Raw genomic sequence first — 26,532 nt, 5'->3', positions numbered from 1 at the left:
ACGGGACTTGGGAATGAAGGGAATGGGAGTTCTTATGTCGAATGCGTGACCTTTATGGGGGGTGCTCGTTGGGAGTGGTGACGGGGTCTTCGAGCCGGGCGGGGGTGGGGATGGGCCAGCTGCGCGAGGTGGCGGCGCCGTTCGAGGTGCCCGGACCGACCGGGGTGGCGATTCGCACCAGTCTCAAGGGCCTGACCGGGCCGGACGAGAGGGTCCTGCGCCTGGTCGGCGGGCTGCTCGGTTCCCTGGCCTCCCGGGACCTGAAGGCGCGTTGCGCGGCTGGGCTGGATCACGACAGCCGCCAGTGGGCGCAGCGCAAGCGGGTGTTGACGCCAGATTCCTCCTCGCGCTGGGCGGGCAGTATGACCAAGGCCACGCATGACCAGTGGGCGCTGGCCCGGCGTGGTCAGCTCGCGCATATCCAAAGCCTCCAGGCAGCCATTGGCGTGATCGTGTCCCGGCTGTCGCTGCCGGTGGGGTCGAGGGGTTCCAAGGGGGCGCCGGGTGGTTACCGTTCCCGGTCAGAGTGGTTTGCCAAGTCCCGGCGTCTGCGCCTGCTCGAGGACCGGCTGGAGCGGGAGCGGGCCGACCGTGCGGCCGGACGTGTGCGGGTGGTGCGCGGTGGCAGGAAGCTGCTGCGCAGCCGGCACAACCTTGAGGCCGCCCGGCTTTCCGAGGCGCAGTGGCGCCAGCGGTGGGAGGCCGAGCGCTGGTTCCTCCAGGCCGATGGCGAGTCCGGGAAGAGTTGCGGAAACGAGACGATCCGCGTCACCCCGGACGGTGAGGTGAGCGTCAGGCTTCCGGCGCCGCTGGCCGCGCTGGCGAACGCGCCCCATGGCCGGTATGTGCTGGCCTGCCGGGTTCGCTTTGGGCATCGGGGCGAGCAGTGGGCGGACCGTGTCGTGGCGAATCGTGCCGTGGCGTACCGCATCCACTACGACGCAGGCCGTGGCCGCTGGTACTTGACCGCCTCCTGGCAGACCCCGCCCGCAAGGACGGTGCCGCTGGAGGTTGCACGGTCCGGCGGGCTGGTGGGTGTGGACATGAACGCCGACCATCTGGCCGCCTGGCGCCTGGACGCCCACGGCAACCCCGTCGGCAATCCTCGCAGGTTCGGCTACGACCTGTCCGGGAGCGCACCGCACCGGGACGCGCAAGTGCGGCACGCCCTCATCCGCCTCCTGCACTGGACCCAACGCCACCACCTGGCCCTCGCGATCGAAGACCTCGACTTCCAGGCGGAAAAGACCCGCGAGAAACACGGGCGGCGCAAACGCTTCCGCTGCCTGATCTCCGGCATGCCCGTGAGCCAGCTGCGCAGCAGGCTGGTGTCCATGGCCGCCGAACTCGGCATCACCATCGTGGCCGTCGACCCCGCCTACACCTCCCGCTGGGGCGCCCAGCACTGGCAGAAGCCCCTGACCACCAACACACGCACAACCACCCGCCACGACGCAGCCGCCGTGGCGATCGGACGGCGCGCCCTGGGGTGCCCGATCCGGCGACGGACGCAACCGCCCCCACAGCACCGGAGCGATGCTGTGGGGCATCGGAGCATCCAGGCCGTATCGGGCACCCCGGGGCGTGAGGCCGCAGCCCATCAGCGGCCTCCGGCCGCGGGCCGCCCTCGCATTCCCGGACCACGGACACGATCCGTCGGCGCTGGATGCAGAGCGAAAGCGGGGGACCAGGGGGTACCTCCCAGCGGTAGCTGGGGGAGTGCCCACAACCGTTCGGGGCACACGGCTGAGCACGAGTCCTGGCACCAGGACTCACTCCCGCTCAGTCTCTAGGAACGGTTGGAGCCCCGGCGACGACCCGCCCTTCCATAACGCTCGGGTCAGCGCCGGCGCCTCGCGCGCCATACGAGGAAGAGAGCCGACGCGATCGCCGCGGCGCGCACGACGACCGGCCAGGCCCCCCGCACCGCGTCCCCCATGCCGTTCTCGGGGATGGGCTCGCCCCATCTGCCGGAGGCCCGGCCCCACAGCCACGCCATGGTCGCGGCCGCGACCAGGCCGGGCATGCCCAGCACGGCCCACTTCACCTCGGCGCGGGACAGCTTCCGCGTGCTGTAGGCGAGCACCCAGCCGAAGGCCATCACGAGGAGATTGCCCAGCGCGGCACCGGCCACGAGCAGCGCGGCCGCCAGCAGGACCAGCGGGCTGAGGGAGCCCGCCCGCCGGCCCCCGTCCCCGTCTCCGTCTCCGTCTCCGGCCCCGTCGCCCTTCCCGCCGCGCCGCCGCAGCGCGCGGCGCAGCAGCCCGGGCTTCCGGGCCTGGGCCGCCTTGCCGCCGGTGTCGGCCTCCGCCCCCTCGGCGCCCGCGTCGGCGCCCTGCTCCGTGCCCGTGCCCGCGGCTCCCGCGGCGGCTTCCTCGGTCTCCTTGTCGGCTTCGGTCGGCAGGCCGAGCAGTTCGGGGATCTCCACCCCGCCGATGAACCCCTCCACCTGGCCGAGCGGCGAGTCACGCTGCTCGGGCCGGCCGAACGGGCCCGGCTCGACATGCCACCAGTCGGGGTTGGACTCGCGGGGGCCGAGCTCGTCCTCGCCCGCGAGGTGAGGCGGCGCCGCGGCGGCGGACGACCGCCGGCGGTGCGCCGGCTTGCCGAGGCCGTCTGCCGACGCCTCGCCGGACGAGGACCCGCCGGACGAGGACTCGGGCCGAACCGGGGAGTCGCCGTCGCGCGGGGTGGGCACCTTGCCGATCAGCCCGCTGCGCTCGGCGAACCCGGACAGCTTGTCGCGGGCCGCGCGCGCCATCCCCGCCGCGCCCGCACCGCGCGACGGCGGCTCCCCACTCCCGTACGCCCCGCTCGCGCTCCCCGCGCCTGCCGCACCCGCCGCGCCACCATCCGGTGCGGCGCCCTCTGCCGGGCGGTTGTCCGCGGCGGCCACCACCTCCGCGGGCGAGCCCAGCTTCGCGAGGATCCGCTTCACCCCCGCCGGGCTGTCCGCACCGACGGACGCCCGCCTCTGGTCGATGTCGGCGCGCAATCCGGCGACCAGCCGCATCCGGTCGCCGGACGGCAGACCCCGCTGCTGTGCCAGATCGCCGACACGGCTCAGATAGTCGTAGACGAGCTGCTCGCTCTCGATCCCCACCAAGACCCCTGACCATGCGCACCGCTGGCGTATCAGATCGTTCCGACGGTACCGCGCCGGACCGGCGGCCCGCCGCACCTCCGGCTCCTCACCGCCCCCCGGTATTGTGGATCGAATGACCAGCTCGCGGAATCGGGAGGCACACGTGCCTGCAGAGACCGGCCCACGGGACAGCGGCCGCGGAGCGCCGCGCACGCTCGCCGAAGAGCTGCGCACCCGCCCCGACGACGCCCTCGCCACCCTTCTGCGCGCCCGTCCCGACCTGCTGTCCCCCGTGCCCACCGACCTCACCCAGCTCGCCACCCGGGCGGGCACCCGCGCCTCCGTCGTACGAGCCGTGGAGCGGCTCGACCGGTTCGCGCTGCAGACCGCGGAGGCGCTGGCCGTCGCGCCGGACCCGTGTGCGTACGAGACGCTGAGCGCCCTGATGGCCGGCGACGCCCCGGAGGCCGCGGAATCCCCAGAGGGTGCTCATGCCCCCGGCGCCGCCGACGAGCACGACGAACAGCCCCCGGATCAGGCTGCCCAGGCCGCCCAGCCCGCCCAGGCCACCCACGAGCAGGCCCCGGACCACCTCGCCCAGGCCACCCGGGAGCAGATCCTCGCCGAGCTCCCCCGCGCCGTGGCCGCCCTGCGCGCCCAGGCCCTCGCCTGGGGCGGCGACGACCGGCTGCGCCTGGTCCGCACCGCCCACGAACTGCTGACCCCCTCGCCCACGGCCCCCTCCCCGACCGGTCTGGGCCCCACCGTCCAGGAGGCCACGGCCGGCATGTCCCCCGGCCGGCTGCAGGAGATCCTCGCGACGGCCGGGCTGCCGCCCACCCACGACCCGGTCACCGCGGTGGCCGCCCTCACCGCGCTCTTCGGCGACCGCTCCCGTATGGCGGCGCTGCTCGCCGAGGCCCCCGCCGCCGCGACCGCGGTCCTGGCCAAGCTGACCTGGGGCCCGCCGTACGGGGAGGCGTCCGTCGCCTCACCCAGCCCGCCCGTCGAGTGGCTGCTGGCCCGCGGCCTGCTGCTGCCGTCCGGGCCGCGCAATGTGGTGCTGCCCCGCGAGGTGGCCCTGCATCTGCGCGGCGGCCGAGCGCACCGCGCGCCCGAACCGCTGCCGCCGCCCCTTCCGCCCGCGGCGCGGCACGATCCACAGACTGTGGACGCGACCGCGGCGGGCCAGGCCTTCACCGCCCTGTCCACGGTCGAGGAGCTGCTGGGCGAGTGGGGGACCGCCGGACCGCCCGTCCTGCGCGCGGGCGGCCTGAGCGTACGGGACCTCAAGCGGACCGCCGTGGCACTCGACGTGCCCGAGCCGGTGGCCGCGTTCTGGATCGAGCTGGCGTACGCGGCCGGGCTGCTCGCCTCGGACGGCGAGACGGGCGAGCGCTACGCGCCCACCCCCGCCTACGACGACTGGCTGGGGCTGCCCGACGAGGAGCGCTGGGCGCGGCTCGCCGCCGCCTGGCTGACCGCGACCCGCACCGCGGGCCTGGTCGGCGGCCGCGACGCGAAGGGCCGCACCCTCGCGACCCTCGGCCCGGAGCTGGACCGCTCCCCCGCCCCCGAGGTGCGCCGCCGCGTCCTCGAGCTCCTCGGCGCCCTCCCGCCCGGCGCCCCGATCACCGCCGAAGCACTGCTGGCCCGCCTGCGCTGGGAGCGCCCGGCCCACCGCGGCGCGCCCGCCGACGACCTGCGGTCCCGGCTGGCCCAGTGGACGCTGGCCGAGGCCGAACTGCTCGGCGTCACCGGCCGCGGCGCCCTCTCCACCCACGGCCGCGCCCTCCTGGGCCCGCCCCCGCCCAAGGTCCCGTCCCCGGCGGGCCCCGCGACCGGTGAGACGGGCGGCGCCAAGAGGCGAGGCACCGGCAGCCGCAGCACCGCACCCCAGACCGCCGAAGGCGAGGCCCCCGGGGTCGAGGGCCGGGCCACCGGCCGGACACCCACGGAGGCCGGAGGCCGGACAGCCACCGGGACCGTGAGCCAGACCGCGGGCCGGCCCACCCCCGAGCCTGAGAGCCAGGCCGCCGAGACCGGGGGCCGGACAGCCGCCCAAGCCGGCAGCCAGACCGCGAGCCGACCCACCCCCACTCCCACTCCCACCCCCGGCCGACCCCTTTCCGGGGTTGAGGCTGCCGCCGCCGCGGCGGCGGCGGCGCGGTTGCTCGCGCCGCTGCTGCCGCAGCCGCTGGACCACGTCCTCCTGCAGGCCGACCTGACCGCCGTCGCGCCCGGACCGCTGGAGCGTCCGCTCGCGGCGATGCTCGGAGTGCTCGCCGAGGTGGAGTCCAAGGGCGGCGCCACGGTCTACCGGTTCACGCCCGCCTCCGTACGCCGCGCGCTGGACGCCGGGCGGGCGGCGTCCGACCTGCACGTGTTCCTCGCGCAGCACTCCCGCACCCCCGTGCCCCAGCCGCTCGCCTACCTCATCGACGACGTGGCCCGGAAACACGGCCGTCTGCGCGTCGGCGCGGCCTCCGCGTATGTGCGCTGCGACGACGACGCCCTGCTGGCCGAGATCCTCGCCGACCGCCGCTCGGCGGGCCTGCGGCTGCGGCGCCTCGCGCCGACCGTGCTGGCCGCGCAGGCGGCGCCGGACGCGCTCCTGGAGGGCCTGCGGGCGATGGGGTACGCGCCGGCCGCCGAGTCCGCCGAGGGCGATGTGCTGGTCACCCGCGCCGAGGCCCACCGCACCCCGCCCCGCTCGGCCCCCGTCCCCGTGCCCGAGGGCCCGCCGGTGCCCGACGAGACGCTGCTGGGCGCGGCGGTGCGCGCCATCCGCGCCGGTGACCGTGCCGCGACGGCCCCCCACAAGCCGGTCCCGGCGACCGCCGCCGCGGGCGGCCGGCTCCCCCGTACCACCTCGGCCGACACCCTCGCCACTATGCAGGCCGCGGCCCTCACCGGCTCGGCCGTCTGGATCGGCTATGTCAACGCGGACGGCGCGGCGAGCCAGCGCGTCATCGCCCCGGTGCGCGTCGAGGGCGGCTTCGTGACGGCGTACGACCACACGGCCGACGAGGTGCGGACGTACCCGCTGCACCGGATCACGGGGGTCGCCGAGCTGGCGGACGACTCGGTGTGAGCGGCGTTCAGCCCGTCAGCGCGTCAGCGCTTCTGCTGGACCGGCGCTCCGGGGTCCACGTCCACCGGGAAGGGCTTCTCGATCGATGTGGTGTGTCCGGCCTCGGCCGCGAGCCGCTCGACGTAACGGCCGTTCCCCATCTGGGAGACGATCAACGCGGGCACGGGCTCCAGCTCCAGCCGCCACAGGTGCTCGATCCCGGCATCCGCGTAGAACGGTGGCTTGAGCAGGCGGTCCATGCCACGGCCGGAGGACGATGGCGAGACGATCTCGACGACAGGCAATACCGCCTCGGCGTCGTGGGTCACCGGATCTTCCTCAGCGGCAGCGGCATCCACGATGGCGAGGTCCGGAATGAACAGCCCCTCTGGCAGCACCACATTGACCGTCTGAACACCTCCACCGGCGCACCGGCCGCCTCGACCGCAGCGTCCAGCAAGCGCCACAGACGGGATGAAGCCCACTGGTGCTTCGTTCCCGGAGCAGGTGCCCCGATCCACGCCCCGTCGGCCGCTCCGTTCCCGTTCACCCTCCCGAGTGCGTAACACCGGAGCTTGCCCCCAACCCCGTCTTGAAGGGCCCAGGCGCGTGAACGAACCGCTGATCGTCCACAAGGCCGGAGCCGTTGAAGTCCTGCAACACGCGGACCGGCTGCGCCCCAGCGCGCCTCCTCGTCGAGGCGAAGGTGCGGCGCTCGCCAATCTCGGGCGCGCACTGGACGAACTGCGCCAGTAAGACGAAGCCGTGAGCGTTTTCCGGCAGGACATCAAGATCTGCGTCGAACCCGGCGACCGGCACGGCGAAGGAATGGCCCTCAACAATCTCGGAACGGCGATACGGGAGGGTGGATTCGGTGACGGAATCGATCAGCACACTGCAGCAATCCGCGCCTTCCGTGAAATTGTTAATGAACACGGCCGGACGGATGAGGCCATCGGGATCCTCCGGCGTGCGATCGCCCGGTTCCGACAGGCACACGACAGCCACGGCGCAGGAAGGGCGCTCGCTCACCTCGGGTCGATCCTCTCCGGAGCGAGTCGCAAGGAAGCCTTGGCCGTCAGCGTCGAAGCCGTCGAAGCGTTTAAAATCCATGATCCGCGACGGAGAGTGCTACGAGGTACTACCAACCGTTACAGCGGCAGCTTGACATCGTCATTGGGAAGTTCTTTAACCTTTGGCGGAGCCTCTGTGACGCCGGTAGATTCTGCGCGGTGACTTTGATGGAGACGCAAGGTCTCGTGACGATGACCGACGAGGCGCAGGTGCGCTGGACGGCGCTGGGGGACACGACTCGGCAGCCGGCTGCGGTCCTGCTCCATGGAGGTCCGGGTCTGCCGGACTATCTGGGTGATGTCGCCCCCATGATCGCGGACCTCGTGCCTGTGTACCGGTACGACCAGCGTGGTACGGGCCGATCCCCGTGGCAGGCCCCCATTCCTTCGCCCGGCATGTTGACGATCTCGCCGAGCTGCTCGACGCATGGGATGTGCCCAAGGCCGTGCTGATCGGTCATTCCTACGGCACCGATCTGGGGAGCCGGTTCTGCCTGAGGCACTCTGACCGGGTTGCCGCAATGCTGCTGATGTGCGGGCCATTCGTCGGTGATTGGCGTACCGGGGATCGAGCGGAGCGCGGGCGCCGCATGTCCGCAGCGCAGCAGGAGCGGCTCCGCGAGTTGCAGGAGCTGCCGCACCGCACAGAGGAGCAGGAAGTCGAGCTGCTCACGCTGGCCTGGTTCACCGACCACGCCGATCCTGAACGCGGGTGGCTCTGGGCAGCCCAGGGTGCCCTGCGGCGTCGCCCGGTCAACTGGTCCATGAACGGGGAGCTTGGCAAGGAAGGACACGCGGATCCGCTCGATGGGCACCTTGGCGATCTGCGTGCGCGCCTGCCCGCACGGGTGGAGGTCCTCGGTGGGGTCGACGACCCCCGCCCTGTGTCGGCGCTTGAATCACTCGCGCTTCGGCTCGCTGTTCCGCTGACCCGGATCGAGGGCGCAGGGCACGAGCCCTGGTTGGAGCAGCCCGACACTGTGCGTGTGCACCTTCGGCGATTTGTGCGAGGCGCCGTGGGCGCACAGGGCTTTGCCTGAGTGCCCGGTTCCGCTGCACTTCGAGTCGTAAGTCCAGTCACTGGCGGTGATCGGCTGTCGGCCGGGAACGCAGATGACAAGGGGTACTCCCCACGTCGCTGGCGTGCGGTCACTCGGCGTCACGCTTCTCGCCTCCGGTCTCACGCACACGAGCGGCCCGCCATAGGAAGCAAGTCCAGCGGCGGGGCGGGAGTTGCAGTCGGGCCGGCTCAGCTCAGAAGAGGGTGCCGTCCATTTCCTCCGCCATCGTGTCGATGACGGGTGCGGTGCCCTTGCCGTCCGCGTCAGCGCGCCGGATGAAGCCGTCTTCCCCGAAGAAGACCGAGAAGCGTGACGTGTCGAGTTTCGGCCCGCCCCGCCGAGCGGGTGCCACATGAACGAACGCCCCTGCGTTCAGCAGGAGGTCGCGCTTCCCCGCGATGTCCGCCTCCTCCCACAGCTCCGCGTGCGTCTTGCCTGTGGGCATGGCTTCCACACCAGCGGGCTTGGCGTTGCGCTGCCTCTCCTTCAGGGACGCCAGTCGCTCCTCCAGCTTGGCGTACTGCATGGCGTACCGCAGGGCGCCGTCGTCACCCTTGAAGAGGCCGTGTTCGTACCGGTCCTTCTCAAGATCGCTCAGCGCTTCCTCCGCCTGCCGGATCTGGGGGCGGAAGTCCTCCCCCACGCGCTCCACCACCCGGACTACCGGGAGATCGCCGAACTTGTCGAGGAAATCGGCCGTAACGTGAGCTTCTGTGTTCTTCCCAGGGACGGATGGCCCATAGCACGCGCCCTGTTCGCCCGTGCGCTGACGGTTCTTCAGGCGACCAATACAACGATAGCGAACCTGGCCCTTGGCTCCGGTGTAGGTGTACATGCGCGAGTCGCACACCTGGCAGTACAAGACACCCCGCAGCAACGACGTGCCCTCTCGGCGCTTCCCTCCCGGGTTGGCGCGCCGATTCAGTTCGTTTTGCAACGCGTTCCACGTGTCCATGTCGAGGATCGGCGAGCGGTTGACCAACGGCAGCCCATCCGTCCGCAGGATCGGCTTGCCGTCTTCGATCACCTGGCCGAGTAACTGCGGGTTGGTGAGCAGCTTTTTCAACGTGTTCGTGTACCACTGCTTCGAGGCGCTGCGCTTACCCGTCGTCTGTCGCGAGGTGTGCCCCGGGGATGGGATATCGGTTTTGCTCAGGTCCGTTGCGATCTTCATGAGCGAGTCCTTCGCCAGGACACGCTCCACAATCATGCGGACCGTCTTGGCTTCCTCCGGGTTGATCTCCAGCACCTTGCCCGCCCCGTCAGGATTGGGGGCAACTCGGTACCCGTATGGAACGCGCCCGCCCGTGTATCGGCCCTCACGGCGCAGGTGCTCGTGAGCGCTGGACACTCGCATTCCGGTCGTGTCCGACTCAAGCTCGGCAAAGACCGCGATCACCTTCGCCATGGCGCGCCCCATGGACGACGTGAGGTCAAGCGGCTCCGTCGCCGACGCCAGCGCGACCCCCTGTGCCTCAGAAAGCTTCATGATCTCGGCGAAGTCCACCGTTGACCGCGCAAGCCGGTCGATCTTGAAGAAGACGATCACGTCGAACTCAGCAAGGCGCGTCAAGATCCGCTGAAGCCCCGGACGGTCCAGGCCACGTGAGAAGCCCGACACGTCGATGTCCTCTTCCACGGCTATGACTGTCCACCCGCGCGCCTCGCACAGCGCCCCACAGGCCGCGCGCTGGCGCTCCGGGGAAGTACTCTCCTCAGTGTCGCGCGATAGGCGAACATAGATAGCGGCACGCATCCCCGGCGCGCTGGCCGGTACACCCCTCCGGCGCCGGGCACGGGGTAAAGCCCGAGCGGTCGAGGGTGCGGCAGGTGTTTCACTTGTCACGAGACGATCCTATCGACGGAGGTATGCGTGTCCTGCTTGATCGTCCAAAGCGACAAGACGCTCCTGCTCGAGGTCGACCACGAGCAGGCCGATGCCTGCCGCCGCGCCATCGCGCCCTTCGCCGAGCTGGAGCGGGCTCCCGAGCACATCCACACCTACCGGGTGACCCCGCTCGGCCTGTGGAACGCCCGCGCCGCCGGGCACGACGCCGAGCAGGTCGTCGACGCGCTCGTCCAGTACTCCCGCTATCCCGTCCCCCACGCCCTCCTCGTCGACATCGCCGAGACCATGGCCCGCTACGGGCGGCTGCGGCTGCTCAAGCACCCCACCCACGGACTCGTCCTGGAGACCTCCGACCGCCCGGTCCTCCAGGAGGTGCTGCACTCGAAGAAGATCCAGCCGCTGGTCGGCGCGCGCATCGACCCGGACACGGTGGTCGTCCACCCGTCCGAGCGCGGGCAGATCAAGCAGGTGCTGCTCAAGCTGGGCTGGCCCGCCGAGGACCTGGCCGGGTATGTGGACGGCGAGGCGCATCCGATCGAGCTGTGCGAGGACGGCTGGGCGCTGCGCCCGTACCAGAAGCACGCCGTCGAGGGGTTCTGGCACGGCGGGTCGGGGGTCGTCGTCCTCCCCTGTGGCGCCGGGAAGACGCTGGTGGGCGCGGGGGCGATGGCCACCGCCAAGTCCACCACCCTGATTCTGGTGACCAACACCGTCTCGGCCCGCCAGTGGAAGCACGAGCTGGTGCGGCGCACCTCCCTCACCGAGGAGGAGATCGGCGAGTACAGCGGCACGCGCAAGGAGATCCGCCCGGTCACCATCGCCACGTATCAGGTGCTCACGACCAAGCGGAAGGGCATCTACCCGCATCTGGAGCTCTTCGACTCCCGCGACTGGGGCCTGATCGTCTACGACGAGGTGCATCTGCTGCCCGCCCCCGTCTTCAAGTTCACGGCCGACCTGCAGGCGCGCCGCCGGCTCGGCCTGACCGCGACGCTGGTACGGGAGGACGGCCGCGAGTCCGATGTCTTCTCCCTCATCGGCCCCAAGCGCTTCGACGCGCCGTGGAAGGAGATCGAGGCGCAGGGCTACATCGCGCCCGCCGACTGCGTCGAGGTGCGGGTCAACCTGACGGAGAGCGAGCGCCTGACGTACGCGACGGCCGAGGCCGACGAGAAGTACCGCTACTGCGCGACGACCGACTCCAAGCGCAAGGTCACCGAGGCGCTGGTGGCGCGGCACAAGGGTCAGCAGACCCTGGTCATCGGCCAGTACATCGACCAGCTGGACGAGCTGGGCGAGCATCTGGACGCGCCCGTCATCAAGGGCGAGACGACCAACGCACAGCGCGAGAAGCTCTTCGAAGCCTTCCGGCAGGGCGAGATCTCCGTCCTCGTCGTCTCCAAGGTCGCCAACTTCTCGATCGACCTCCCGGAGGCCACGGTCGCCATCCAGGTGTCGGGGACGTTCGGGTCCCGCCAGGAGGAGGCCCAGCGCCTCGGCCGCGTCCTGCGGCCGAAGGCGGACGGCCACCAGGCGGTCTTCTACTCGGTCGTCGCCCGCGACACCATCGACCAGGACTTCGCCGCCCACCGGCAGCGGTTCCTCGCCGAGCAGGGGTACGCCTACCGGATCGTGGACGCGAGCGCGCTGCTGGCGGGCGAGGACGTGTGACCAGACGTATGACCCCGGCCGACCCCAGCCGACCCCGCCTGTCCAGCTGATCCGCCTGATCCGCGGCTAGTCGGCGGCGGCCGACGGCCAGTTCTCCAGCAGCGTGGCCAGGGCGTTCACGCCCCGGTCCCATGACGCCTGGACCTCGCGCGGGTCCCGGAAGGCGCCGATCGCCTCCAGGCTGACGTAGCCGTGGAAGGTGCTGCGCAGCAGCCGTACGGCGTCGGTCAGGTCCGGCTCGGCGAGCCCGTACGCGTGGAACACGGCATATGTGGCCGCGATGATGCGGGCGCCGCCCGAGGACTGGGCGGCCAGCTCGGGGTCGATCTCGATGTGGGTCGCCGCGTACCGGCCGGGGTGCGCCAGCGCGAAGTCCCGGTAGGCGTTGGCGAAGGCGATCAGGGCGTCGCGCCCCGCCCGCCCGGCCACGGCCGCCGTGATGCGGTCGGCGAAGTCGCTCGCGGCGCGGAACGCGACCCGCTCGCGCAGGTCGCGGATGTTCTTGACGTGCGAGTACAGGCTCGCGTCGGCCACGCCGAAGCTCCGCGCCAGCGCGGAGATCGTGACGTTCTCCAGGCCGACGGCGTCCGCCAGATCCGCCGCCGCCTCCGCCACCCGCTCAGGCGTCAGACCCGCACGGGGCATGCGCCACCTCCCGTTCCCTCGGCACCAGAACCGCTTCACACCGGACCCACGCCATCCAACCAGGCCGACTCGCGGGAAAAACCATTCGCGGTCCCGCGGAGCGCTGGCTACAATCGCCCGTCTTGCCGCCTCCCGACCACCGGGGAGAGCCGCCGCCCGGACGGAAACCGGCCGGCTTCTCACTTGAGCCACTCAAGCCCTGCACCTTGTCTGTCTGCTTCGTGTACACGCCGGAGGCTACGCCGTGCCCTCGCACGCCCCTGACCACCCCGATCCGCTCGAGCGGGAGCGCGCCCACCTCGCCGCGTCCCGTGCCGCCCTCCGCGCCATGCGCGCCGACGTCGAAGCGCTCGACATCAAGGACGTCACCGCCAACTGGGTGAACGCCGAGGCCCTTCAGCACCAGGTCGACGAGCGCATCAAGGCCCTCGCCGACCTGGCCCACACCCCGCTGTTCTTCGGCCGCCTCAACTATCTGCACGCACCGGGCGCGGAGACGGCGGAAGGAGCGGAAGGTGAGCAGTTCTATATCGGGCGGCGGCATGTCCACGACGCGGACGGCGACCCGATGGTCATCGACTGGCGCGCCCCCGTCTCTCAGCCCTTCTACCAGGCGTCGAAGAAGGCGCCGATGGACATCGGGCTGCGCCGCCGCTTCGGCTACACCGGCGGCGAGCTGACCGCGTACGAGGACGAGCGCCTCACCGACCCCACGGAGGAAGAACACGCCAGCAAGCTGCTCCAGGCCGAGATCGAGCGGCCGCGCGTGGGCCCGATGCGGGACATCGTCGCCACGATCCAGCCCGAGCAGGACGAGATCGTACGAGCCGGAATCGGCGGCACGGTCTGCGTCCAGGGGGCGCCGGGCACCGGGAAGACGGCGGTCGGCCTGCACCGGGTGGCGTATCTGCTGTACGCGCACCGGGAGCGGCTCGCCCGCTCCGGCACCCTGGTCATCGGCCCGAACCGCTCCTTCCTCCACTACATCGAGCAAGTCCTGCCCGCGCTCGGCGAGTTGCAGGTCGGCCAGGCCACGGTGGACGACCTCGTCGCGCGTGTGGAGGTGCGGGGCGCGGACGGCGCCGACGCGGCGGGCCTCAAGGGCGACGCGCGGATGGCCGAGGTGCTGCGCCGCGCCGTGCGCTCGCATGTGACCCTGCCGACCGAGCCGTGCATGGTGGTGCGCGGCTCGCGGCGCTGGCGGGTCCCCGCGTACGAACTGGAGGAGATCGTCCGCGAGTTGCTGGACCGCGACATCCGGTACGGCGCGGCCCGCGAGGCGCTGCCGCAGCGGATCGCACACGCCGTGCTCGTACGGATGGAACAGGCCGGCGAGGCGCCCGACGACCGGGTGCAGAACGCGGTGGCCCGCAACCCCGCCGTGAAAGCGGCCGTCAAGGCGATCTGGCCGCCCGTCGACCCGGCCAAGCTGGTGCTGCGTCTGCTCTCCGACCCCGACTTCCTCGCCGAGCAGGCGGACGGGATCCTCGACGCCGACGAGCAGAAGACCATCCTGTGGACCAAGCCGCCGCGCAGCGTGAAGTCCGCGAAGTGGTCGCCGGCGGACGCGGTGCTCATCGACGAGGCCACCGACCTGATCGAGCGGACGCACTCGCTCGGCCATGTGGTCCTGGACGAGGCGCAGGACCTGTCCCCCATGCAGTACCGGGCGGTGGGCCGCCGCTGTACCACCGGCTCGGCGACCATCCTCGGCGACATCGCGCAGGGCACCACCCCCTGGGCGACGGCGACCTGGGAGGAGGCCCTCGTCCACCTCGGCAAGTCCAGGGCCACGGTGGAGGAGCTGACCCAGGGCTTCCGGGTGCCGCGCGAGGTGATCGCGTACGCCTCGCGGCTGCTGCCCGCGATCGCCCCCGGCCTGTCGGAGGCCACCTCGATCCGCGAGGCGGCGGGCGACTTCTCCGTACGGGCGGTGGACCCCGCCGCCCTCGACTCCGCCGTGATCGCCGCCTGCCACGAGGCGCTGGGCCACGAGGGCTCGATCGGCCTGATCGCGGCCGACGCGCGGATCCCGGTGCTGGCGGCCGCCCTGGACGCGGCGGGCCTGGCGTATCTCTCCCCCGGCGAGGAGACGAGCGCCGAGGCCCGGCTGACGCTCGTCCCGGCGACGCTCGCCAAGGGTCTGGAGTACGACTACGTGGTGCTGGACGAGCCGGCCGCGGTGGTCGACGGCGAGCCGGACGAGCGCACCGGCCTGCGCCGCCTGTACGTGGCGCTGACCCGGGCGGTGTCGGGACTCACGGTGGTCCACGCGGCGCCGCTCCCGGAGCAGCTGGCCTGAGCGGGCCCGCTTACGACTCGGGCCTGCTCCACGGCATGGACTTGAGCAGCGCGTCGAGGAGTCCGGGGAACCTGGCGTCGAGTTCGTCGCGGCGCAGCCGCACATAGCGGTTGCGCCCGGCGACCCGCGTCGTGGTGATCCCGGCCTCGCGCATCACCCGCATGTGATGCGAGACCGTCGACTTGTGGAAATGCTCGAGCTTCACCGCCTCGGGCGCGCAGCTGTGCTCCTCGCCGTCGCCGTAGACGCAGAGGAGCCACAGGCGCACCGGGTCGCCGAGGGCGTGCATGACCTTGACCAGCTCGATGTCCTCGGCATCGGGCTGGGGCAGCCGTTCGTCCACCACGCCCTCCTCCCTCTCTGTCTTCTCTTCCCCGCCCGTCTCGTCCCCCGGGAACAGTTTGACATCCGTCCACGCGAGACAGTTTGACACCTGTCCAACCATCCCTATTGTTGGGCTTACGTCAAACAATCTCTCGGGGAGGAAACCCGTGCGGCTACGCCTGCTCCTGCTCGCCCTCGGCACCTTCGCGGTGGGCACCGACTCCATGGTGATGGCCGGAATTCTCGGCCTGATCTCCCGCGACCTGGACGTATCCGTCCCCACGGCCGGGCAGATGGTCACCGTCTTCGCGCTCGCGTACGCCCTGCTCGCGCCCGTCCTCGCGACCGTCACCGCCCGCTGGCCGCGCCGCCGGCTGCTGCTCACCGCGCTCGCGTTCTTCACCGCGGCCAACGCGCTGAGCGCGCTCGCCCCCACGTACCCCCTGCTGCTCGCCACCCGTGTGCTGGCCGCCGCCGGAGCCGCGCTCTACACCCCGACCGCCAACGCCGTCGCCACCTCGCTCGTCCCACCCGAGCGGCGCGGGCGGGCGCTGGCCACCGTGCTGGGCGGCATGACGGTGGCCACCGCGCTCGGCGTACCGCTGGGCACCTGGATCGGGCGCGCCGACTGGCGGCTGACGATGTGGCTGGTCGTCGCCCTCGGCGCGGCGGCCCTCGCGGGCCAGGCCCTGCTGCTGCGCGACCTGCCCGGCCTGCCGGGCCGGCCCGCCGCTGGTGGCTCGGCCGGTGCTGCGGCCGGTGCCGGTGCCGAGGCCGGCACCCCAAGCGCCCCGACCACCCCACCCACCCCGCTCGCGCCGCCCGGGCTGCGCGAGCGGCTGGCACCGCTGCGCGACCGGCGCGTCGTCGGGGCCACGGCCACCACCTTCCTCTTCTTCCTCGCCTTCAACTCCGTGTACATCTACGTCGCCACGGCCGTGCGCCCGGCCACGGGCGGCGAGGCCGGGCGGCTGAGCCTGGTGATGCTGGTGATGGGCGTCGCATCGGTGGCGGGCAGCTGGCTGGGCGGCCGGGCGGTGGACCACTGGGGCGTACGCAGCGTCTTGCTCACCGGGAGCGCGGTCACGGCCCTCGCCTTCCTGGCCCTCCCCTGGCTCGGCCGGACCATGCCGGGCGCGCTGCTCTACGCCCTGGTCACCCCGGTCGCCGGCTGGTCCGCCTCGGTCGCCCTCCCCCACCGGCTGGCCTCCCTCGACCCGCCGAACGCGCCCCTGCTGATCTCCCTCAACAGCAGCGCGCTGTATCTGGGGATGGCGGCGGGCGGCGGCGCGGGCAGCGTGTCCGTCGCGCTCCTCGGCGACCGGTGGTTCCCGCTGACGGCGATGCTGCTGGCCCTGCTCGCCACGGCCACGGTCCTCGCCACGACGCGCACCCCGCGCGCGCCTGAGCCCCCGGCGCCCTCGCCCCCCGCCCACGGGAAGGCCGCGGCAGAGGCAGGCCGGTCCCTGTGACGCGTGCCGAGCCGGGTACAGGTGACGACCCGGGCCCCGCCCTCGGTCTCGTGGTCGGGGAAGGTCAGCGTGACCATTCCCTTGCGTTAGCGGGCCTGCATGTTCCGGTAGCCGGCGGCCTGTCCGTCCGTCAGGCCGCCGGTCGTCACGGTCGGTTGATGTCCGTGCGATCGGCGGGCGTTTCGCGGATGCGGCTGCCACCGCGGCCTCCGAGGTGGTGTGATCGGGTGGTGACAGTACGCTGCGGGCGCTGGGAGTTGTCCGCCCGCGGCGCGGCGCACCGCCACAGGGCAGGCGGATGAGACCAGGCGGACAACGGCGGTTGTCCGCGGACAGGGGGACGCGTGGGGAGAGCCGGGCGGCCGCAGGGAGCGCCGAAGGGCGGCACAGGAGAAGCGAATGCTCTGGCGGGGTTCCTGCGGGACCTCACCGCCGGGATGACCGTACGTGAGCTGGCCGAGCGTTACGGCACCAGCAAGACCCTGTGGAGTGAGTACCGGTCCGGCGCCCGGATCATCCCGCTGGGCCGGCTCAACACCGTGGTCAAGGACCGCGTCCGGGACGAGCGCGGGCGGACCACGATGCTGGCGAAGGCACGAGCCCTGTACGAGGCGGCCAACACGGCCGAGCAGAACATCCACACGGCGGCCGACCCCGACGCGGCGCGCCGTCAGGCCGAGGCGGACCGCGACGAATCCGAGAAGCTCGTCAAGGCCCTGCTGCAGATCATCGCCGCTCTCACGGACCCGGACGAGCCCGTCGGCGCCGGAGCCGACGCGGCGCTGGAGCAGCAGCACTTGGCCGCGGCACGCCACCGGCTGGGCGTCGTACGGCAGGTCCAACAGGCCGCGGAGCGGGTCCTGGCCGAGACCCAGGCGCCCCCACCTCCTGAAGACAGGGCACCCGGAGAAGAGGAAGCCCAGGACGGCGACGAGAATCGCGACGAGAGCCACGATGAGGACCGCCTGCCGGCCGTGTCGGCCCGCGGGGCGCTCATCCTCCAGTCGGCTCGGGTGCACGACGAGGTGGAGGAGCAGCGAACCGAAGTCGCCCTCCTGTGGCAGCAGATCCGCCCGGCTTCCCCCGACCCGGCCGGGTCGGACATCATCCAGGGCATCGTCCTGGAACGCCGGGACACCCCGTCGACCAGCGACAGCGACCCCGCCACCAACACCAGCACCAGCACCAGCACCAGCACCAGCACCAAAGCCGATCCCGCCTCCAACCCACCTGCCGACACGAGCCAGTCCGTGGTCGCCCGTCCACACCGCCGCCGCAATCAGGCGATCCTGGCCGCCGGAGTCGCGGTCGCCGTCGCGGCCGCCACGGCGGGCGTGATCCACTACGCCTCCACCGACCGCCACGACGGGGCCCCGGCTCGCGCTCTGTCCTCGGCCCCGCAGCCGCCGCCCTCCTCCGGTCCGGCCGCGCCCGGCCCCTCCTCCGCCTCGCGGAGCAGCGGCCCGACCCCCAGCCCGTCGGCCTCCTCACCCCGGCACAAGGACACCCGGCCCGACACCGAGTCCTCGGAGGCCGTCGAGGACTCGGACGTCACCGACCCGGCCGGCGTCTACGCCGTCTCCAAGGACGGCAAGGTGCTGCAATGGAGCGGAACCGGCACATCGTGGCGGTCCATCGGCGGCGACGCCGACAGCATCGTCGCGGGAGGGGCCGGCCTGTTCCGGATCAATGAATCCGACGGCTGGATCTCCCAGTACCGTCCGGCCTCGCGCAGCTGGAAAGCGATCGGCTCCTCCGGCTTCCAGTTCATCCAGCAAGCCGGCACGCTCTACGCGCTCAAGCCGCAGCGCGACGCGGTCATGCGCTGGGACCCTCACAAGGACAAATGGACCCGCGTCGGGCTCGCGTATGCGAAGCTCTACGCCGGCCCGGCCGGACTGTTCGCGATCAACCCGGACACCGGGAACATCTGGCAGTACAGCGGCACCCCGGAGAAGTGGACCGAAGTCGGCGGCCCGGGCGCGGATTTCGCGGTCGGCGAGCGCGTATGGGGCATCAACCCCGAACGCGACATGGTTTTCGAATGGTCCGCGGAGCCCGGTCATTGGTTCCCGGTCGGCGACGCCGCCGACAAGATCTACGCGGGCGGTGCCGGGATGTTCATCGTCCGCGAGTCCACCGGGCAGATCCTCAAGTACAACGAGAAGCCCTTCTCCTGGACCCTCATCGGCACCGCCGGCGCGGATCTCGTCGTCACCGACCGCAAGGTGTACCGCGTCTCCAGCGACCGCAAAACCGTGTCCCTCTGGAGCGGCCACGGCACCACATGGACCACCATCGGCTCCTCCGCCACCGACCTGGCCGCCACCGACTGAGCGGTCCCCGGCCCGGCCCCGGCCTCGGGCCGGGGCCGGGGCCGGGGTCTGGGAGCGTCACCCCACCGGCACCACTTCGTCCAGCGCGGCCCGCCACTGCTCGACCGATGCGATGTCCACCGGCCCGTCCCACCCCGAGGGCCGCGCCGCGCCGCCGATGTGGAAGGCGTCGATCCCGGCGGCGCGCAGCGCGGGCAGGTGGTCGAGCCGCAGCCCGCCGCCCACCATGATCCGGGGCGCCGACGCCCCGGCCGCTGCCTCGTCCACCAGGGTCGGAAGCCCGTCGTCGACCCCGGCGGCCGACCCGGCGGTGAGATACGTATCCAGCCCCGGAAGGCCCGCGAGCTGCCGCCGGAGCACATCGCGGTCGGCGGCCCGGTCAATGGCCCGGTGGAAGGTCCACCGGCTCTCGTCGAGCCCGCGACCCGCGCCGATGACGTCCATGAGCGCGCCGATGGCGGCCAGGTCGGCCAGGCCGTCGGTGGCCAGTAAGCCGAGGACGAACTCGTCCGCCCCCTCGGCCCGCAGCGCAGCCGCCCGCGCGCACAGCGCGTCGAGCGCGGCGGCGCCACCGCATCCGAAGCCGTCGGACGCGCGCAGCATCACCCGCAGTGGGATGTCCACGGCCGAGCGGATGGCGGCGAAGGTCTCGCGGGAGGGGCTGAGCCCGTCGGCGGCGATATCGGTGACCAGTTCGAGCCGGTCCGCCCCTCCGGCCTGCGCCGCGACCGCGTCCGTCACGTCGAGGGCGATCACCTCGAGAATTGGTCTAGACATGCTGAACAGCTTGCCACACCCCGCACGCCCCCACACCCTCACCCCGCACAATTGGCCCCATGGCCGACCCCGCACCCCGCCACCCCGCCCACGACACACTCCTCACCCGCTGGGCGATCCACCTCAACAGCGCCCGCGAGCCGGTACGTGCCCCCTCCCCCGCGCCGTACGGCCACGACCTCCTCGCCCGCTGGGCCGAACCCCAGCGCCGCTACCACACCACCGACCACCTCCTCGCCATCCTCGACCGGGTCGACGAACTGATCACCCACGCCGCCGACCCCGCCGCCGTCCGCCTCGCCGCCTGGTTCCACGACGCCGTCTACCTCCCCGAGCGCTCCACCAACGAGGACCGCAGCGCCCGCCTCGCCGAACGCGCCCTCCCCGAAGCGGGCGTACCGGAACCCCGCACCACCGAAGTGGCCCGCCTGGTCCGCCTCACCCGCACCCACGACCCCGCCCCCGGCGACACCAACGGCGAAGTGCTGTGCGACGCCGACCTGTCGATCCTGGCGAGCACCCCCGAGGACTACGCCGCGTACGCCGCCGCCGTCCGCGAGGAGTACGGCTTCGTCCCGGACGACGCCTTCCGCGAGGGCCGGGCAGGCGTACTGCGCGAACTGCTGGCCCTGCCGAGGCTGTTCCGCACGCCGGAGGCCCACGACCGCTGGGAGGACGCGGCGCGCCGGAATCTCGCGACGGAGCTGGCGCTGCTGGAGGCGTAGTCACGTACCGGACCGCGCCGTGGGCTTGGACCGAGAACAGCCTCTAATGGAAATTCTGTTGGAATTGGAACGTGAGCGAAACGACGTACAGCCCCGGCGAGGGGCCCACACACACCAGGTCCGTGTCCTTCCATGTCGGCACGTCCGAGGCCGTCAACGCCCGCGTCGGCGCCCGCGGATTCTCCGCGTACGTCGAGCAGGCCGTACAGCGCCAGATCGAGCGGGACAACCTTGCCGAACTGGTCGCGGCGAACGAGGAGGTCCACGGCCCCCTGACCTCCGAGGAGATCGAAGCCGCACGCGCCGAGCTGCGCGAGGCCCGGCACCGCGCCGCCCAGGGCAGCACCGACGTTGAGCGGGCCGCGTGAGCGGAACCCTCGTACTCGACTCCGAAGGCCTCTCCCTCTACCTGCGGGGCGACCGCGCCATGCGGCCCGCATGGAGGCAGCCCGACAGGACAACGTCCGGGTCACAGTCAGCGCCGTGACGATCGTGGAAGCCGACCCGAAGGGAGCCCACAAGGCCCGTGCCTCCTGGGCGCTCTCCCCGCTGGCCCCGAGCCGGTCACGAAGGAGATCGCGGCGGTGGCCGTCGGCCTGCTGAGCAACATCGACAGTCGCGGAGGCCACAAGTACGCGCTTGACGCCATCGTCGCCGCGACCGCCCGCGCCGCGCACCCGCCGGTCGTCCCGATGACCTCCGACACGGAAGACCTCAAACAGCTCTGCGGCCCCGGAGTCGCAGTCATCGACGTCTGATGGCGCGCTCCGGTTTCACCCGCGCCTCCACCCACGACATCGACGTGGCCATCTGAATACTTCAGGCGTCGAGCGCGTGTCCCGTCGTCACGTCGACATGGTCGGGGATCTCCTCATGGCGGTCGCCGACCGTCGGTGTCCCGGCGGGCTCGAAGAGGAGGATCGCGGCGCCGGTCGGGGCGAACGGCTTGTGTTCCGTGCCACGGGGGACGGTGAAGACCGCACCCCGAGGAAGCCGGACCGTACGTTCCCCGGCGGCCTCGCGCAGGGAGATGTACAGCTCGCCGTCGAGCACCAGGAAGAACTCGTCGGTGTCGTCGTGGACGTGCCAGATGTGCTCGCCCTCGACCTTGGCAACGCGTACGTCGTAGTCGTTGACGCGCGTGACGATGCGCGGGCTCCACAGCGCGTCGAAGGACGCGAGGGCCTTGCTGAGGGCGATGGGTTCGTTGCTCATGAGGGGAATCCTCGTCGGTTGAGCACGGCCGACGTGAGTGCTAGGAATTGCGCATGGCGAAAGATTCCTCGCATGAGGCTCGTGGAGCGGTGGGCCCGCACCGGGTCGTGGTGATCGTGGACGAGAACTCCAACCCCTTCGAGCTCGGCTGCGCGACCGAGGTCTTCGGACTGCATCGCCCCGAGATCGGCCGGTATCTCTACGACTTCCGCCTGTGCTCGCCCGAGCCCCGCACGCTGATGCGGGACGGCTTCTTCACGCTCACGGGGGTCGCCGAACTGGGCGCGGCCGACACGGCGGACACCCTGATCGTCCCCAACCGGCCCGATGTCGAGGTGGCGCGCCGCCCGGCCGTACTGGCCGCCGTGCGGCGGGCGCACCGGCGCGGGGCTCGGCTGGTCGGTTTCTGCAGCGGCGCCTTCACCCTCGCCGAGGCCGGAGTCCTCGATGGGCGCCGGGCCACCGCGCACTGGCAGTGGGCGGGCTCCTTCCGGGCCCGTTTCCCTTCCGTCCGGCTCGAGGAGGGCGTTCTGTTCGTGGACGACGGCGACATCCTCACCGCCGCCGGGAGCGCGGCCGCGCTCGATCTCGGGCTGCACATCGTCCGCCGCGACCACGGCGCGGAAGTGGCCAATTCGGTCAGCCGACGGCTGGTCTTCGCGGCACACCGGGACGGTGGGCAACGGCAGTTCATCGAACGCCCGATGCCCGACCTCCCGGACGAGTCCCTGGCGCCCGTCCTGGCCTGGGCCCAGGAACGGCTGGACGCGCCACTCACGGTGTCCGACCTCGCGGCGCGCGCCGCGGTCAGCCCGGCAACCTTGCACCGGCGCTTCCGGACGCAGTTGGGCACGACACCGCTGGCGTGGCTCACGGGGGAACGGCTCACCCTGGCGTGCCGGCTGATCGAGCGGGGCGACTCACGCTTCGAGGTGGTCGCACGGAGCAGCGGGCTCGGCACCGCCGCCAATCTGCGTGCGCTCATGCGTCGCGAGATCGGTCTCACTCCGTCGGCATACCGGCGCCGGTTCGGCCCGGCGGTGGCTTGCTGAGCGGCCCGCCACGAGGCAGAGGACTCGTTCGGGTCAGACGGCGGGGAACTCCCCGCGTATGAGGGCAGAGACGAACGACGACCAGCCCTCGGCCGAGAAGATCAGCGCCGGGCCCTGGGGGTCCTTGGAGTCACGGACCGGGACGGCGCCGTGGGTCTGGGTGAAAGCGCGGGAGAACTCCACGCACTCGCCGCCATTGGCGTCGCTGTAGGGGGATCTGACCCACTCGGCAGCCGTGAGATCCAAGTCGGCACTCATGCGCGGTACTCCTTCACCAGAGACTTGATCAGGATCAGTGACCGGTCCGGGGACAGCGCGTGCGCCCTGAGCAGATCATAGTCATCCACGGCGGCGGCGACCGTCCGAGCGGAGTCGTGCATCCTGCCACCTACCCGGGTCTCGGTGTACAGCACCGTGGGTGAGTCCGGGAAATGCAGCAGAGTGAATGGCTTCGTGGAGGCGGCTGGAGCGCCCGCCGAGAACGGCATCACCTGAAGCGTGACATTCGGGGACGCAGCTGCCGCCAGCAGGTACTCAAGTTGCCCGGCCATGACCTCCGCACCGCCTACGACCGTCCGCAGACACGACTCGTTCAGGATGACCCACAGGAAAGGCGGAGCGTCCCGCTCGAACACCTCTCGCCGACGCAGACGAGCCGCGACCTTTCCCTCGATCACCTCATCCTCTTCCCGCGAGAAGTACGAGCGGAAGATGGCCCGTGCGTACTCCTCTGTCTGAAGAATGCCGATCACGACGGTCGTCGAACAGCCCAGTACGCGCGACGCCTTCCGCTCCAGATTGAGATAGGGCACGAACCACGACGGGTGGTCGCCCTCGTCGATCCGCCGCAGCATGCCCGCGAACAACTCACCCGTGCCGAAGGCGACATCGCACCCCTTCGCGAACCTGTCACTCGGCCTGGGCAGGAGCTTCCCGGCCTCCACCCTGCTGACGTACGCCTCGGAGTAACCGGTGGCCCTGCCCAGGTTCTTCTGCGTGAGCTTGCGGGCGAGACGGACCTGCTTGACGTCGCGGCCGAAGCGCTGGAGGGGGTTCAAGTGCGCGGATGGGGTCGTCTCGTCCATTGCCGTGACCTCTCGCCAAATGGTCGCAGTGCGCATTGCAGCAGGTCGCCGACTTGCAGGCTTCGGTTCAACCCACCTCATTCTATTGGCAACCGCGTTGCCGGGGTGACCAATTGACTACACACGGTGCCTACGTCTAGCGGGCACCGGAATGAGAGAGGTGACGCGATGAGGGGCCTGCGCCTGCTGCCGTGGTCCGACCCGGACGGCAAACCGTGCTACCTGGCGGCCGACAGCGGCGACAGCCCGTTGAGCCGGAAAGCAGACGAGATCGAGGCACTGCAACTCGACATGGGTGCCCAACTGCTCAGCCATGCCGCCGCGCTGCTCGCCGACAGCAAGGCGAGCAGCCGCGAACTCCGTTTCCTGGCCCACCGGCTGACCGAGGCGCTGACGGACGTGTTGCGGGTCGCGGAGAGCAGGGGCGAGCGGCTGCTCGCGTGCGACGACGGCACCTGACCTGGCACGTCAAGCCCGACGATCGTCAGGGGTCGGGGGTGTCGTTCGCGTCGGGTGTCGGTGGCCGGTCGTCCCTAGCGTCGGGCGCATGGAATCCAGAATTGCGTACGACATCCGCCGCCGAGTGCTCGGTTCGCTGGCAGCGCTGGGCGCGGGAGTTGCGGCTCTCGCGCTGCTCTATCCGGGCGGACTGGGGAAGGCCGGGCCGGTGGAGGTGACCGGCGGCGCCTCGGTGGCCGTGTACCGGGCAGTCAACGGTGTGGTGGCCGAGGGGCCGTCGGGGGTGGGGGCGCTGCTGGACCTCGCCGCCGACGGGCTCTTGGTCGTCCTCGGGGTGCTGCTCGCGTGGACGGGGTGGGCGGCCGTGCGGCGCCGTAGTGCCCGGGGCGTGGCCGGGGTGATGCTGGTCGGCGTCGGGACCGCCGTCGCGTACGCGGTCAGCGAGGCGCTGAAGCTGGTGGTGGACGAGGAGCGGCCGTGTCGCGCGGTGCGCGGGGCGGAGCTGTTGGCCGACTGCCCGGGGACGGGTGACTGGTCCTTCCCGAGCAACCATGCCACCCTCGCGGCCGGGCTGGCCGTCGGAGTGGCCCTGCTGCGCCCGCGCCTGGCGGCCGTCGCGTTGCCGATCGGGGCGCTGGTGGCGGTGGCCCGTGTGGCGGCGGGCGTTCACTACCCCCACGACGTGCTGGCCGGCGCCGCGCTCGGGGCCGCCGTCGTCACCGTGGCGGTGTGGCAGGCCGCCCCGCCCGTCGCCCGGGCCATGGCCGTACTGCTCGATCGGCGGGGGCGATCCGGCGCGGCCTTGGGTGGCGGGTAGCCCCCGGCCCACCGCCGGCGACACGAACGGCGAAGTGCACCCCCGACGACTACGCCGCATACGCCGCCGCCGTCCGCGAGCAGGCGGCCTCGCCGACACTCCCCGGGGGTGTGCTGCACCCGGTCGCGACCGGTCAGTGGGCTCGGGTCAGCAGGCGTCGCAGCACTGTCGGCGTCCGGCCCAGGTACTGGCGCATGGTCCTGGTCAGGTGAGCCTGGTCGGCGTAGCCGAGGTCGGCGGCGAGGGCGCTGAGGCTGTCCTCGCCGGCCTCCAGGCGGTCGAGGGCCCGGCCGATACGGACGCGGTGACGGTAGCGGGTCACCGACACGCCGAGCTCGCGGGGGAAGGCCCGGCTCAGGCGGTACGGGGAGACACCGAGCAGTTCGGCCAGCGAGAACAGCGTGTCCGACGCGGGGTGCCCTTCGGCGATCGCCTCGCGGGCTGCCGCGACGAAGCGCCGATCGGGTGCGGTGGAGGCGCTGCCGAGCGGGGTCGGTCCGGCCACCGCCCGGCCGATGGCGGTCGACAGGAGCGCCAGCAGCTCCTCCGAGACCGCGTAGTCGACATCTCCCGAGCGTGCGGCCGCGAGGAGACGGCGGTGGGCCAGGTCGAGCCGGGGGTCGACGTAGACCGTCCGCGCGGCCGGTACCGCAGCGTCCCCGGCCAGGGAACGCCACAGCGTCGGCGTCACGCTGATCGCCGTGCACAGATCCCCGCCAACGGGATGGGCGAAGCTCTCCTCCTCGCCCGGGTAGCCCACATAGGCCAAGGCCGCGTCGATGTCGGCGCGGACGCCGGCGGTCATTCTGCGGAACCGGCCGCGCCGCACGAGCACCACCCGGTAGTCAGCGCGGACTTCCGGCGCCGACCAGCGGGTGTGGTCGGCGCGGCAGGCCACCGCGCTGATGCCGAAGTCGGGACGACTGGCGACCGGAACAGAGGTGAGCATCTTTCGGACACTACGCGGCGGGTCCGACAACCGCGCAAGGATGTTCAAGACGAGGGCCTGCCGCCGCGAGCATCCTGGCGGGGTTGGTCGCGACGGGCCGCGCTCCCGAGGCGTCACGCCCCATCGCGCTCCTTCCTCTACCGATCCTCTACCGATTCTCAGGAGTCATCGGCATGCCTGTTCTCAAGCAGCTCAGCACGGTCGTGCTCGACTGCGCCGATCCGGCCGCGCTCGCCGCGTTCTACCAGAAGGCCACCGGCTGGGAGATCACGTCCAGCGAGCAGAACTTCGCGTCTGTGGGCAACGGCACCCCCGTACAGCTCGCCTTCGTGCGCGTCGAGGGCTACCAGCCGCCGAGCTGGCCCGACGGCGCCAACCATGTGCACCTCGACTTCACCGTCACCGACCTGGACGGCGCCGCCGAGGAACTGGTCGGCATCGGAGCGTCCCGGCCCGACTTCCAGCCGGGCGAAGGGCAGTGGATCGTCCTCACCGATCCCGAGGGCCATCCGTTCTGTCTCGCCCCCGACACCTCCGGCGACTGATCGCCCGGCAGAAAGGA

At 71.8% G+C, this 26,532-nt stretch carries 25 protein-coding genes; 14 read left to right on the top strand and 11 right to left on the bottom strand.

Going from position 1 to position 26,532, the window contains the following annotated elements:
- Positions 1 to 110 precede the first annotated feature (110 nt).
- The gene (locus PV419_RS16770) at positions 111 to 1,793 is read left to right on the top strand and encodes a transposase (RefSeq protein ID WP_319689973.1); all 1,683 of its coding nucleotides are present in this window, start codon (positions 111 to 113) and stop codon (positions 1,791 to 1,793) included.
- 47 nt (positions 1,794 to 1,840) lie between these two features.
- Here PV419_RS16770 and PV419_RS16765 read toward each other — a convergent pair whose 3' ends face one another.
- Entirely contained in the window at positions 1,841 to 3,103 is a 1,263-nt protein-coding gene (locus PV419_RS16765; protein ID WP_319689398.1) for a hypothetical protein, read from the bottom strand.
- A gap of 115 nt (positions 3,104 to 3,218) precedes the next feature.
- On the opposite strand from PV419_RS16765, the gene PV419_RS16760 reads away from it, so the two are divergent.
- Positions 3,219 to 6,179, top strand: a complete 2,961-nt coding sequence (locus tag PV419_RS16760) for a helicase-associated domain-containing protein (protein ID WP_319689396.1) — start codon at positions 3,219 to 3,221, stop codon at positions 6,177 to 6,179.
- 23 nt (positions 6,180 to 6,202) lie between these two features.
- Here PV419_RS16760 and PV419_RS16755 read toward each other — a convergent pair whose 3' ends face one another.
- A complete protein-coding gene (locus PV419_RS16755; RefSeq protein ID WP_319689394.1) occupies positions 6,203 to 6,556 on the bottom strand; it encodes a Uma2 family endonuclease in 354 nt (117 codons plus the stop codon).
- Between the two features lie 148 nt (positions 6,557 to 6,704).
- Positions 6,705 to 7,271 (bottom strand): hypothetical protein, encoded by a 567-nt coding sequence (locus PV419_RS16750; protein WP_319689392.1) that lies wholly within the window; start codon positions 7,269 to 7,271, stop codon positions 6,705 to 6,707.
- Positions 7,272 to 7,599: 328 nt separating this feature from the next.
- Here PV419_RS16750 and PV419_RS16745 point away from each other — a divergent pair, with 328 nt between their 5' ends.
- Positions 7,600 to 8,271: an alpha/beta hydrolase gene (locus tag PV419_RS16745; RefSeq protein ID WP_319689390.1), complete on the top strand. Its 672-nt coding sequence runs from the start codon at positions 7,600 to 7,602 to the stop codon at positions 8,269 to 8,271.
- A 214-nt stretch (positions 8,272 to 8,485) separates the two neighbouring features.
- Here the strand turns inward: PV419_RS16745 and PV419_RS16740 are convergent, their stop codons facing one another.
- Entirely contained in the window at positions 8,486 to 10,048 is a 1,563-nt protein-coding gene (locus PV419_RS16740) for a recombinase family protein (RefSeq protein WP_319689388.1), read from the bottom strand.
- A 117-nt stretch (positions 10,049 to 10,165) separates the two neighbouring features.
- On the opposite strand from PV419_RS16740, the gene PV419_RS16735 reads away from it, so the two are divergent.
- On the top strand, positions 10,166 to 11,812 hold the full coding sequence (locus PV419_RS16735) for a DNA repair helicase XPB (RefSeq protein WP_319689386.1): 1,647 nt from the start codon (positions 10,166 to 10,168) through the stop codon (positions 11,810 to 11,812).
- Positions 11,813 to 11,878: 66 nt separating this feature from the next.
- On the opposite strand, the gene PV419_RS16730 is transcribed toward PV419_RS16735, so the two are convergent.
- Positions 11,879 to 12,457 carry a TetR/AcrR family transcriptional regulator gene (locus PV419_RS16730; protein WP_319689383.1) on the bottom strand — a complete coding sequence of 193 codons (579 nt, stop codon included), beginning with the start codon at positions 12,455 to 12,457 and terminating at the stop codon, positions 11,879 to 11,881.
- 244 nt (positions 12,458 to 12,701) lie between these two features.
- Between PV419_RS16730 and PV419_RS16725 the strand changes: the two genes are divergently transcribed.
- The gene (locus PV419_RS16725) at positions 12,702 to 14,759 is read left to right on the top strand and encodes a HelD family protein (protein WP_319689382.1); all 2,058 of its coding nucleotides are present in this window, start codon (positions 12,702 to 12,704) and stop codon (positions 14,757 to 14,759) included.
- A 10-nt stretch (positions 14,760 to 14,769) separates the two neighbouring features.
- On the opposite strand, the gene PV419_RS16720 is transcribed toward PV419_RS16725, so the two are convergent.
- A complete protein-coding gene (locus PV419_RS16720; protein ID WP_319689381.1) occupies positions 14,770 to 15,192 on the bottom strand; it encodes a transcriptional regulator in 423 nt (140 codons plus the stop codon).
- A gap of 58 nt (positions 15,193 to 15,250) precedes the next feature.
- Here PV419_RS16720 and PV419_RS16715 point away from each other — a divergent pair, with 58 nt between their 5' ends.
- A complete protein-coding gene (locus tag PV419_RS16715; protein ID WP_319689379.1) occupies positions 15,251 to 16,555 on the top strand; it encodes an MFS transporter in 1,305 nt (434 codons plus the stop codon).
- A 344-nt stretch (positions 16,556 to 16,899) separates the two neighbouring features.
- Positions 16,900 to 18,891, top strand: a complete 1,992-nt coding sequence (locus tag PV419_RS16710) for a hypothetical protein (protein WP_319689377.1) — start codon at positions 16,900 to 16,902, stop codon at positions 18,889 to 18,891.
- A 57-nt stretch (positions 18,892 to 18,948) separates the two neighbouring features.
- On the opposite strand, the gene PV419_RS16705 is transcribed toward PV419_RS16710, so the two are convergent.
- Positions 18,949 to 19,668 carry a copper homeostasis protein CutC gene (locus PV419_RS16705; protein WP_319689375.1) on the bottom strand — a complete coding sequence of 240 codons (720 nt, stop codon included), beginning with the start codon at positions 19,666 to 19,668 and terminating at the stop codon, positions 18,949 to 18,951.
- Positions 19,669 to 19,727: 59 nt separating this feature from the next.
- Between PV419_RS16705 and PV419_RS16700 the strand changes: the two genes are divergently transcribed.
- The 3 genes from PV419_RS16700 to PV419_RS16690 all read left to right on the top strand — a co-directional run bounded on the left by PV419_RS16700 (position 19,728) and on the right by PV419_RS16690 (position 21,151).
- Entirely contained in the window at positions 19,728 to 20,393 is a 666-nt protein-coding gene (locus PV419_RS16700) for a hypothetical protein (RefSeq protein ID WP_319689373.1), read from the top strand.
- Between the two features lie 71 nt (positions 20,394 to 20,464).
- Entirely contained in the window at positions 20,465 to 20,761 is a 297-nt protein-coding gene (locus PV419_RS16695) for a hypothetical protein (RefSeq protein WP_319689371.1), read from the top strand.
- A gap of 216 nt (positions 20,762 to 20,977) precedes the next feature.
- Positions 20,978 to 21,151 (top strand): hypothetical protein, encoded by a 174-nt coding sequence (locus tag PV419_RS16690; RefSeq protein WP_319689369.1) that lies wholly within the window; start codon positions 20,978 to 20,980, stop codon positions 21,149 to 21,151.
- 61 nt (positions 21,152 to 21,212) lie between these two features.
- Here PV419_RS16690 and PV419_RS16685 read toward each other — a convergent pair whose 3' ends face one another.
- Positions 21,213 to 21,608, bottom strand: coding sequence for a cupin domain-containing protein (locus tag PV419_RS16685; RefSeq protein WP_319689368.1), 396 nt, complete (start codon positions 21,606 to 21,608; stop codon positions 21,213 to 21,215).
- A gap of 53 nt (positions 21,609 to 21,661) precedes the next feature.
- On the opposite strand from PV419_RS16685, the gene PV419_RS16680 reads away from it, so the two are divergent.
- Positions 21,662 to 22,660, top strand: coding sequence for a GlxA family transcriptional regulator (locus PV419_RS16680; RefSeq protein ID WP_319689366.1), 999 nt, complete (start codon positions 21,662 to 21,664; stop codon positions 22,658 to 22,660).
- A gap of 33 nt (positions 22,661 to 22,693) precedes the next feature.
- Here the strand turns inward: PV419_RS16680 and PV419_RS16675 are convergent, their stop codons facing one another.
- Complete coding sequence (locus PV419_RS16675) at positions 22,694 to 22,918, bottom strand: DUF397 domain-containing protein (protein WP_319689364.1); 225 nt, start codon at positions 22,916 to 22,918, stop codon at positions 22,694 to 22,696.
- Positions 22,915 to 23,745 carry a helix-turn-helix transcriptional regulator gene (locus PV419_RS16670; protein ID WP_319689362.1) on the bottom strand — a complete coding sequence of 277 codons (831 nt, stop codon included), beginning with the start codon at positions 23,743 to 23,745 and terminating at the stop codon, positions 22,915 to 22,917. Before PV419_RS16670 ends, PV419_RS16675 begins: the two co-directional genes overlap by 4 nt.
- A gap of 168 nt (positions 23,746 to 23,913) precedes the next feature.
- Here PV419_RS16670 and PV419_RS16665 point away from each other — a divergent pair, with 168 nt between their 5' ends.
- Together PV419_RS16665 and PV419_RS16660 are read left to right on the top strand one after the other, a co-directional pair.
- Entirely contained in the window at positions 23,914 to 24,204 is a 291-nt protein-coding gene (locus PV419_RS16665; RefSeq protein ID WP_319689360.1) for a hypothetical protein, read from the top strand.
- 88 nt (positions 24,205 to 24,292) lie between these two features.
- On the top strand, positions 24,293 to 25,021 hold the full coding sequence (locus PV419_RS16660; protein WP_319689358.1) for a phosphatase PAP2 family protein: 729 nt from the start codon (positions 24,293 to 24,295) through the stop codon (positions 25,019 to 25,021).
- Between the two features lie 133 nt (positions 25,022 to 25,154).
- Here the strand turns inward: PV419_RS16660 and PV419_RS16655 are convergent, their stop codons facing one another.
- Positions 25,155 to 25,970, bottom strand: a complete 816-nt coding sequence (locus PV419_RS16655; protein ID WP_319689356.1) for an AraC family transcriptional regulator — start codon at positions 25,968 to 25,970, stop codon at positions 25,155 to 25,157.
- A 173-nt stretch (positions 25,971 to 26,143) separates the two neighbouring features.
- On the opposite strand from PV419_RS16655, the gene PV419_RS16650 reads away from it, so the two are divergent.
- Entirely contained in the window at positions 26,144 to 26,515 is a 372-nt protein-coding gene (locus PV419_RS16650) for a VOC family protein (RefSeq protein ID WP_319689353.1), read from the top strand.
- Positions 26,516 to 26,532: the final 17 nt, after the last annotated feature.

It is taken from the genome of Streptomyces sp. ME19-01-6 (genome assembly GCF_033793745.1).
In the GTDB taxonomy this organism is placed as follows: domain Bacteria; phylum Actinomycetota; class Actinomycetes; order Streptomycetales; family Streptomycetaceae; genus Streptomyces.
Note: the sequence above shows the minus strand (reverse complement) of the source record. Positions and strands in the feature narration are given on the sequence as shown.

Excerpts from the sequence above, each read along its gene's own strand:
- PV419_RS16770 (WP_319689973.1), top strand. The coding sequence starts at position 111 with ATGGGCCAGCTGCGCGAGGTGGCGGCGCCGTTCGAGGTGCCCGGACCG.
- PV419_RS16685 (WP_319689368.1), bottom strand. The coding sequence starts at position 21,608 with ATGAGCAACGAACCCATCGCCCTCAGCAAGGCCCTCGCGTCCTTCGAC.
- PV419_RS16680 (WP_319689366.1), top strand. The coding sequence starts at position 21,662 with ATGGCGAAAGATTCCTCGCATGAGGCTCGTGGAGCGGTGGGCCCGCAC.
- PV419_RS16670 (WP_319689362.1), bottom strand. The coding sequence starts at position 23,745 with ATGGACGAGACGACCCCATCCGCGCACTTGAACCCCCTCCAGCGCTTC.
- PV419_RS16760 (WP_319689396.1), top strand. The coding sequence starts at position 3,219 with ATGACCAGCTCGCGGAATCGGGAGGCACACGTGCCTGCAGAGACCGGC.
- PV419_RS16655 (WP_319689356.1), bottom strand. The coding sequence starts at position 25,970 with ATGCTCACCTCTGTTCCGGTCGCCAGTCGTCCCGACTTCGGCATCAGC.
- PV419_RS16675 (WP_319689364.1), bottom strand. The coding sequence starts at position 22,918 with ATGAGTGCCGACTTGGATCTCACGGCTGCCGAGTGGGTCAGATCCCCC.
- PV419_RS16650 (WP_319689353.1), top strand. The coding sequence starts at position 26,144 with ATGCCTGTTCTCAAGCAGCTCAGCACGGTCGTGCTCGACTGCGCCGAT.
- PV419_RS16660 (WP_319689358.1), top strand. The coding sequence starts at position 24,293 with ATGGAATCCAGAATTGCGTACGACATCCGCCGCCGAGTGCTCGGTTCG.
- PV419_RS16705 (WP_319689375.1), bottom strand. The coding sequence starts at position 19,668 with ATGTCTAGACCAATTCTCGAGGTGATCGCCCTCGACGTGACGGACGCG.
- PV419_RS16665 (WP_319689360.1), top strand. The coding sequence starts at position 23,914 with ATGAGGGGCCTGCGCCTGCTGCCGTGGTCCGACCCGGACGGCAAACCG.
- PV419_RS16740 (WP_319689388.1), bottom strand. The coding sequence starts at position 10,048 with ATGCGTGCCGCTATCTATGTTCGCCTATCGCGCGACACTGAGGAGAGT.
- PV419_RS16730 (WP_319689383.1), bottom strand. The coding sequence starts at position 12,457 with ATGCCCCGTGCGGGTCTGACGCCTGAGCGGGTGGCGGAGGCGGCGGCG.
- PV419_RS16750 (WP_319689392.1), bottom strand. The coding sequence starts at position 7,271 with ATGGATTTTAAACGCTTCGACGGCTTCGACGCTGACGGCCAAGGCTTC.
- PV419_RS16700 (WP_319689373.1), top strand. The coding sequence starts at position 19,728 with ATGGCCGACCCCGCACCCCGCCACCCCGCCCACGACACACTCCTCACC.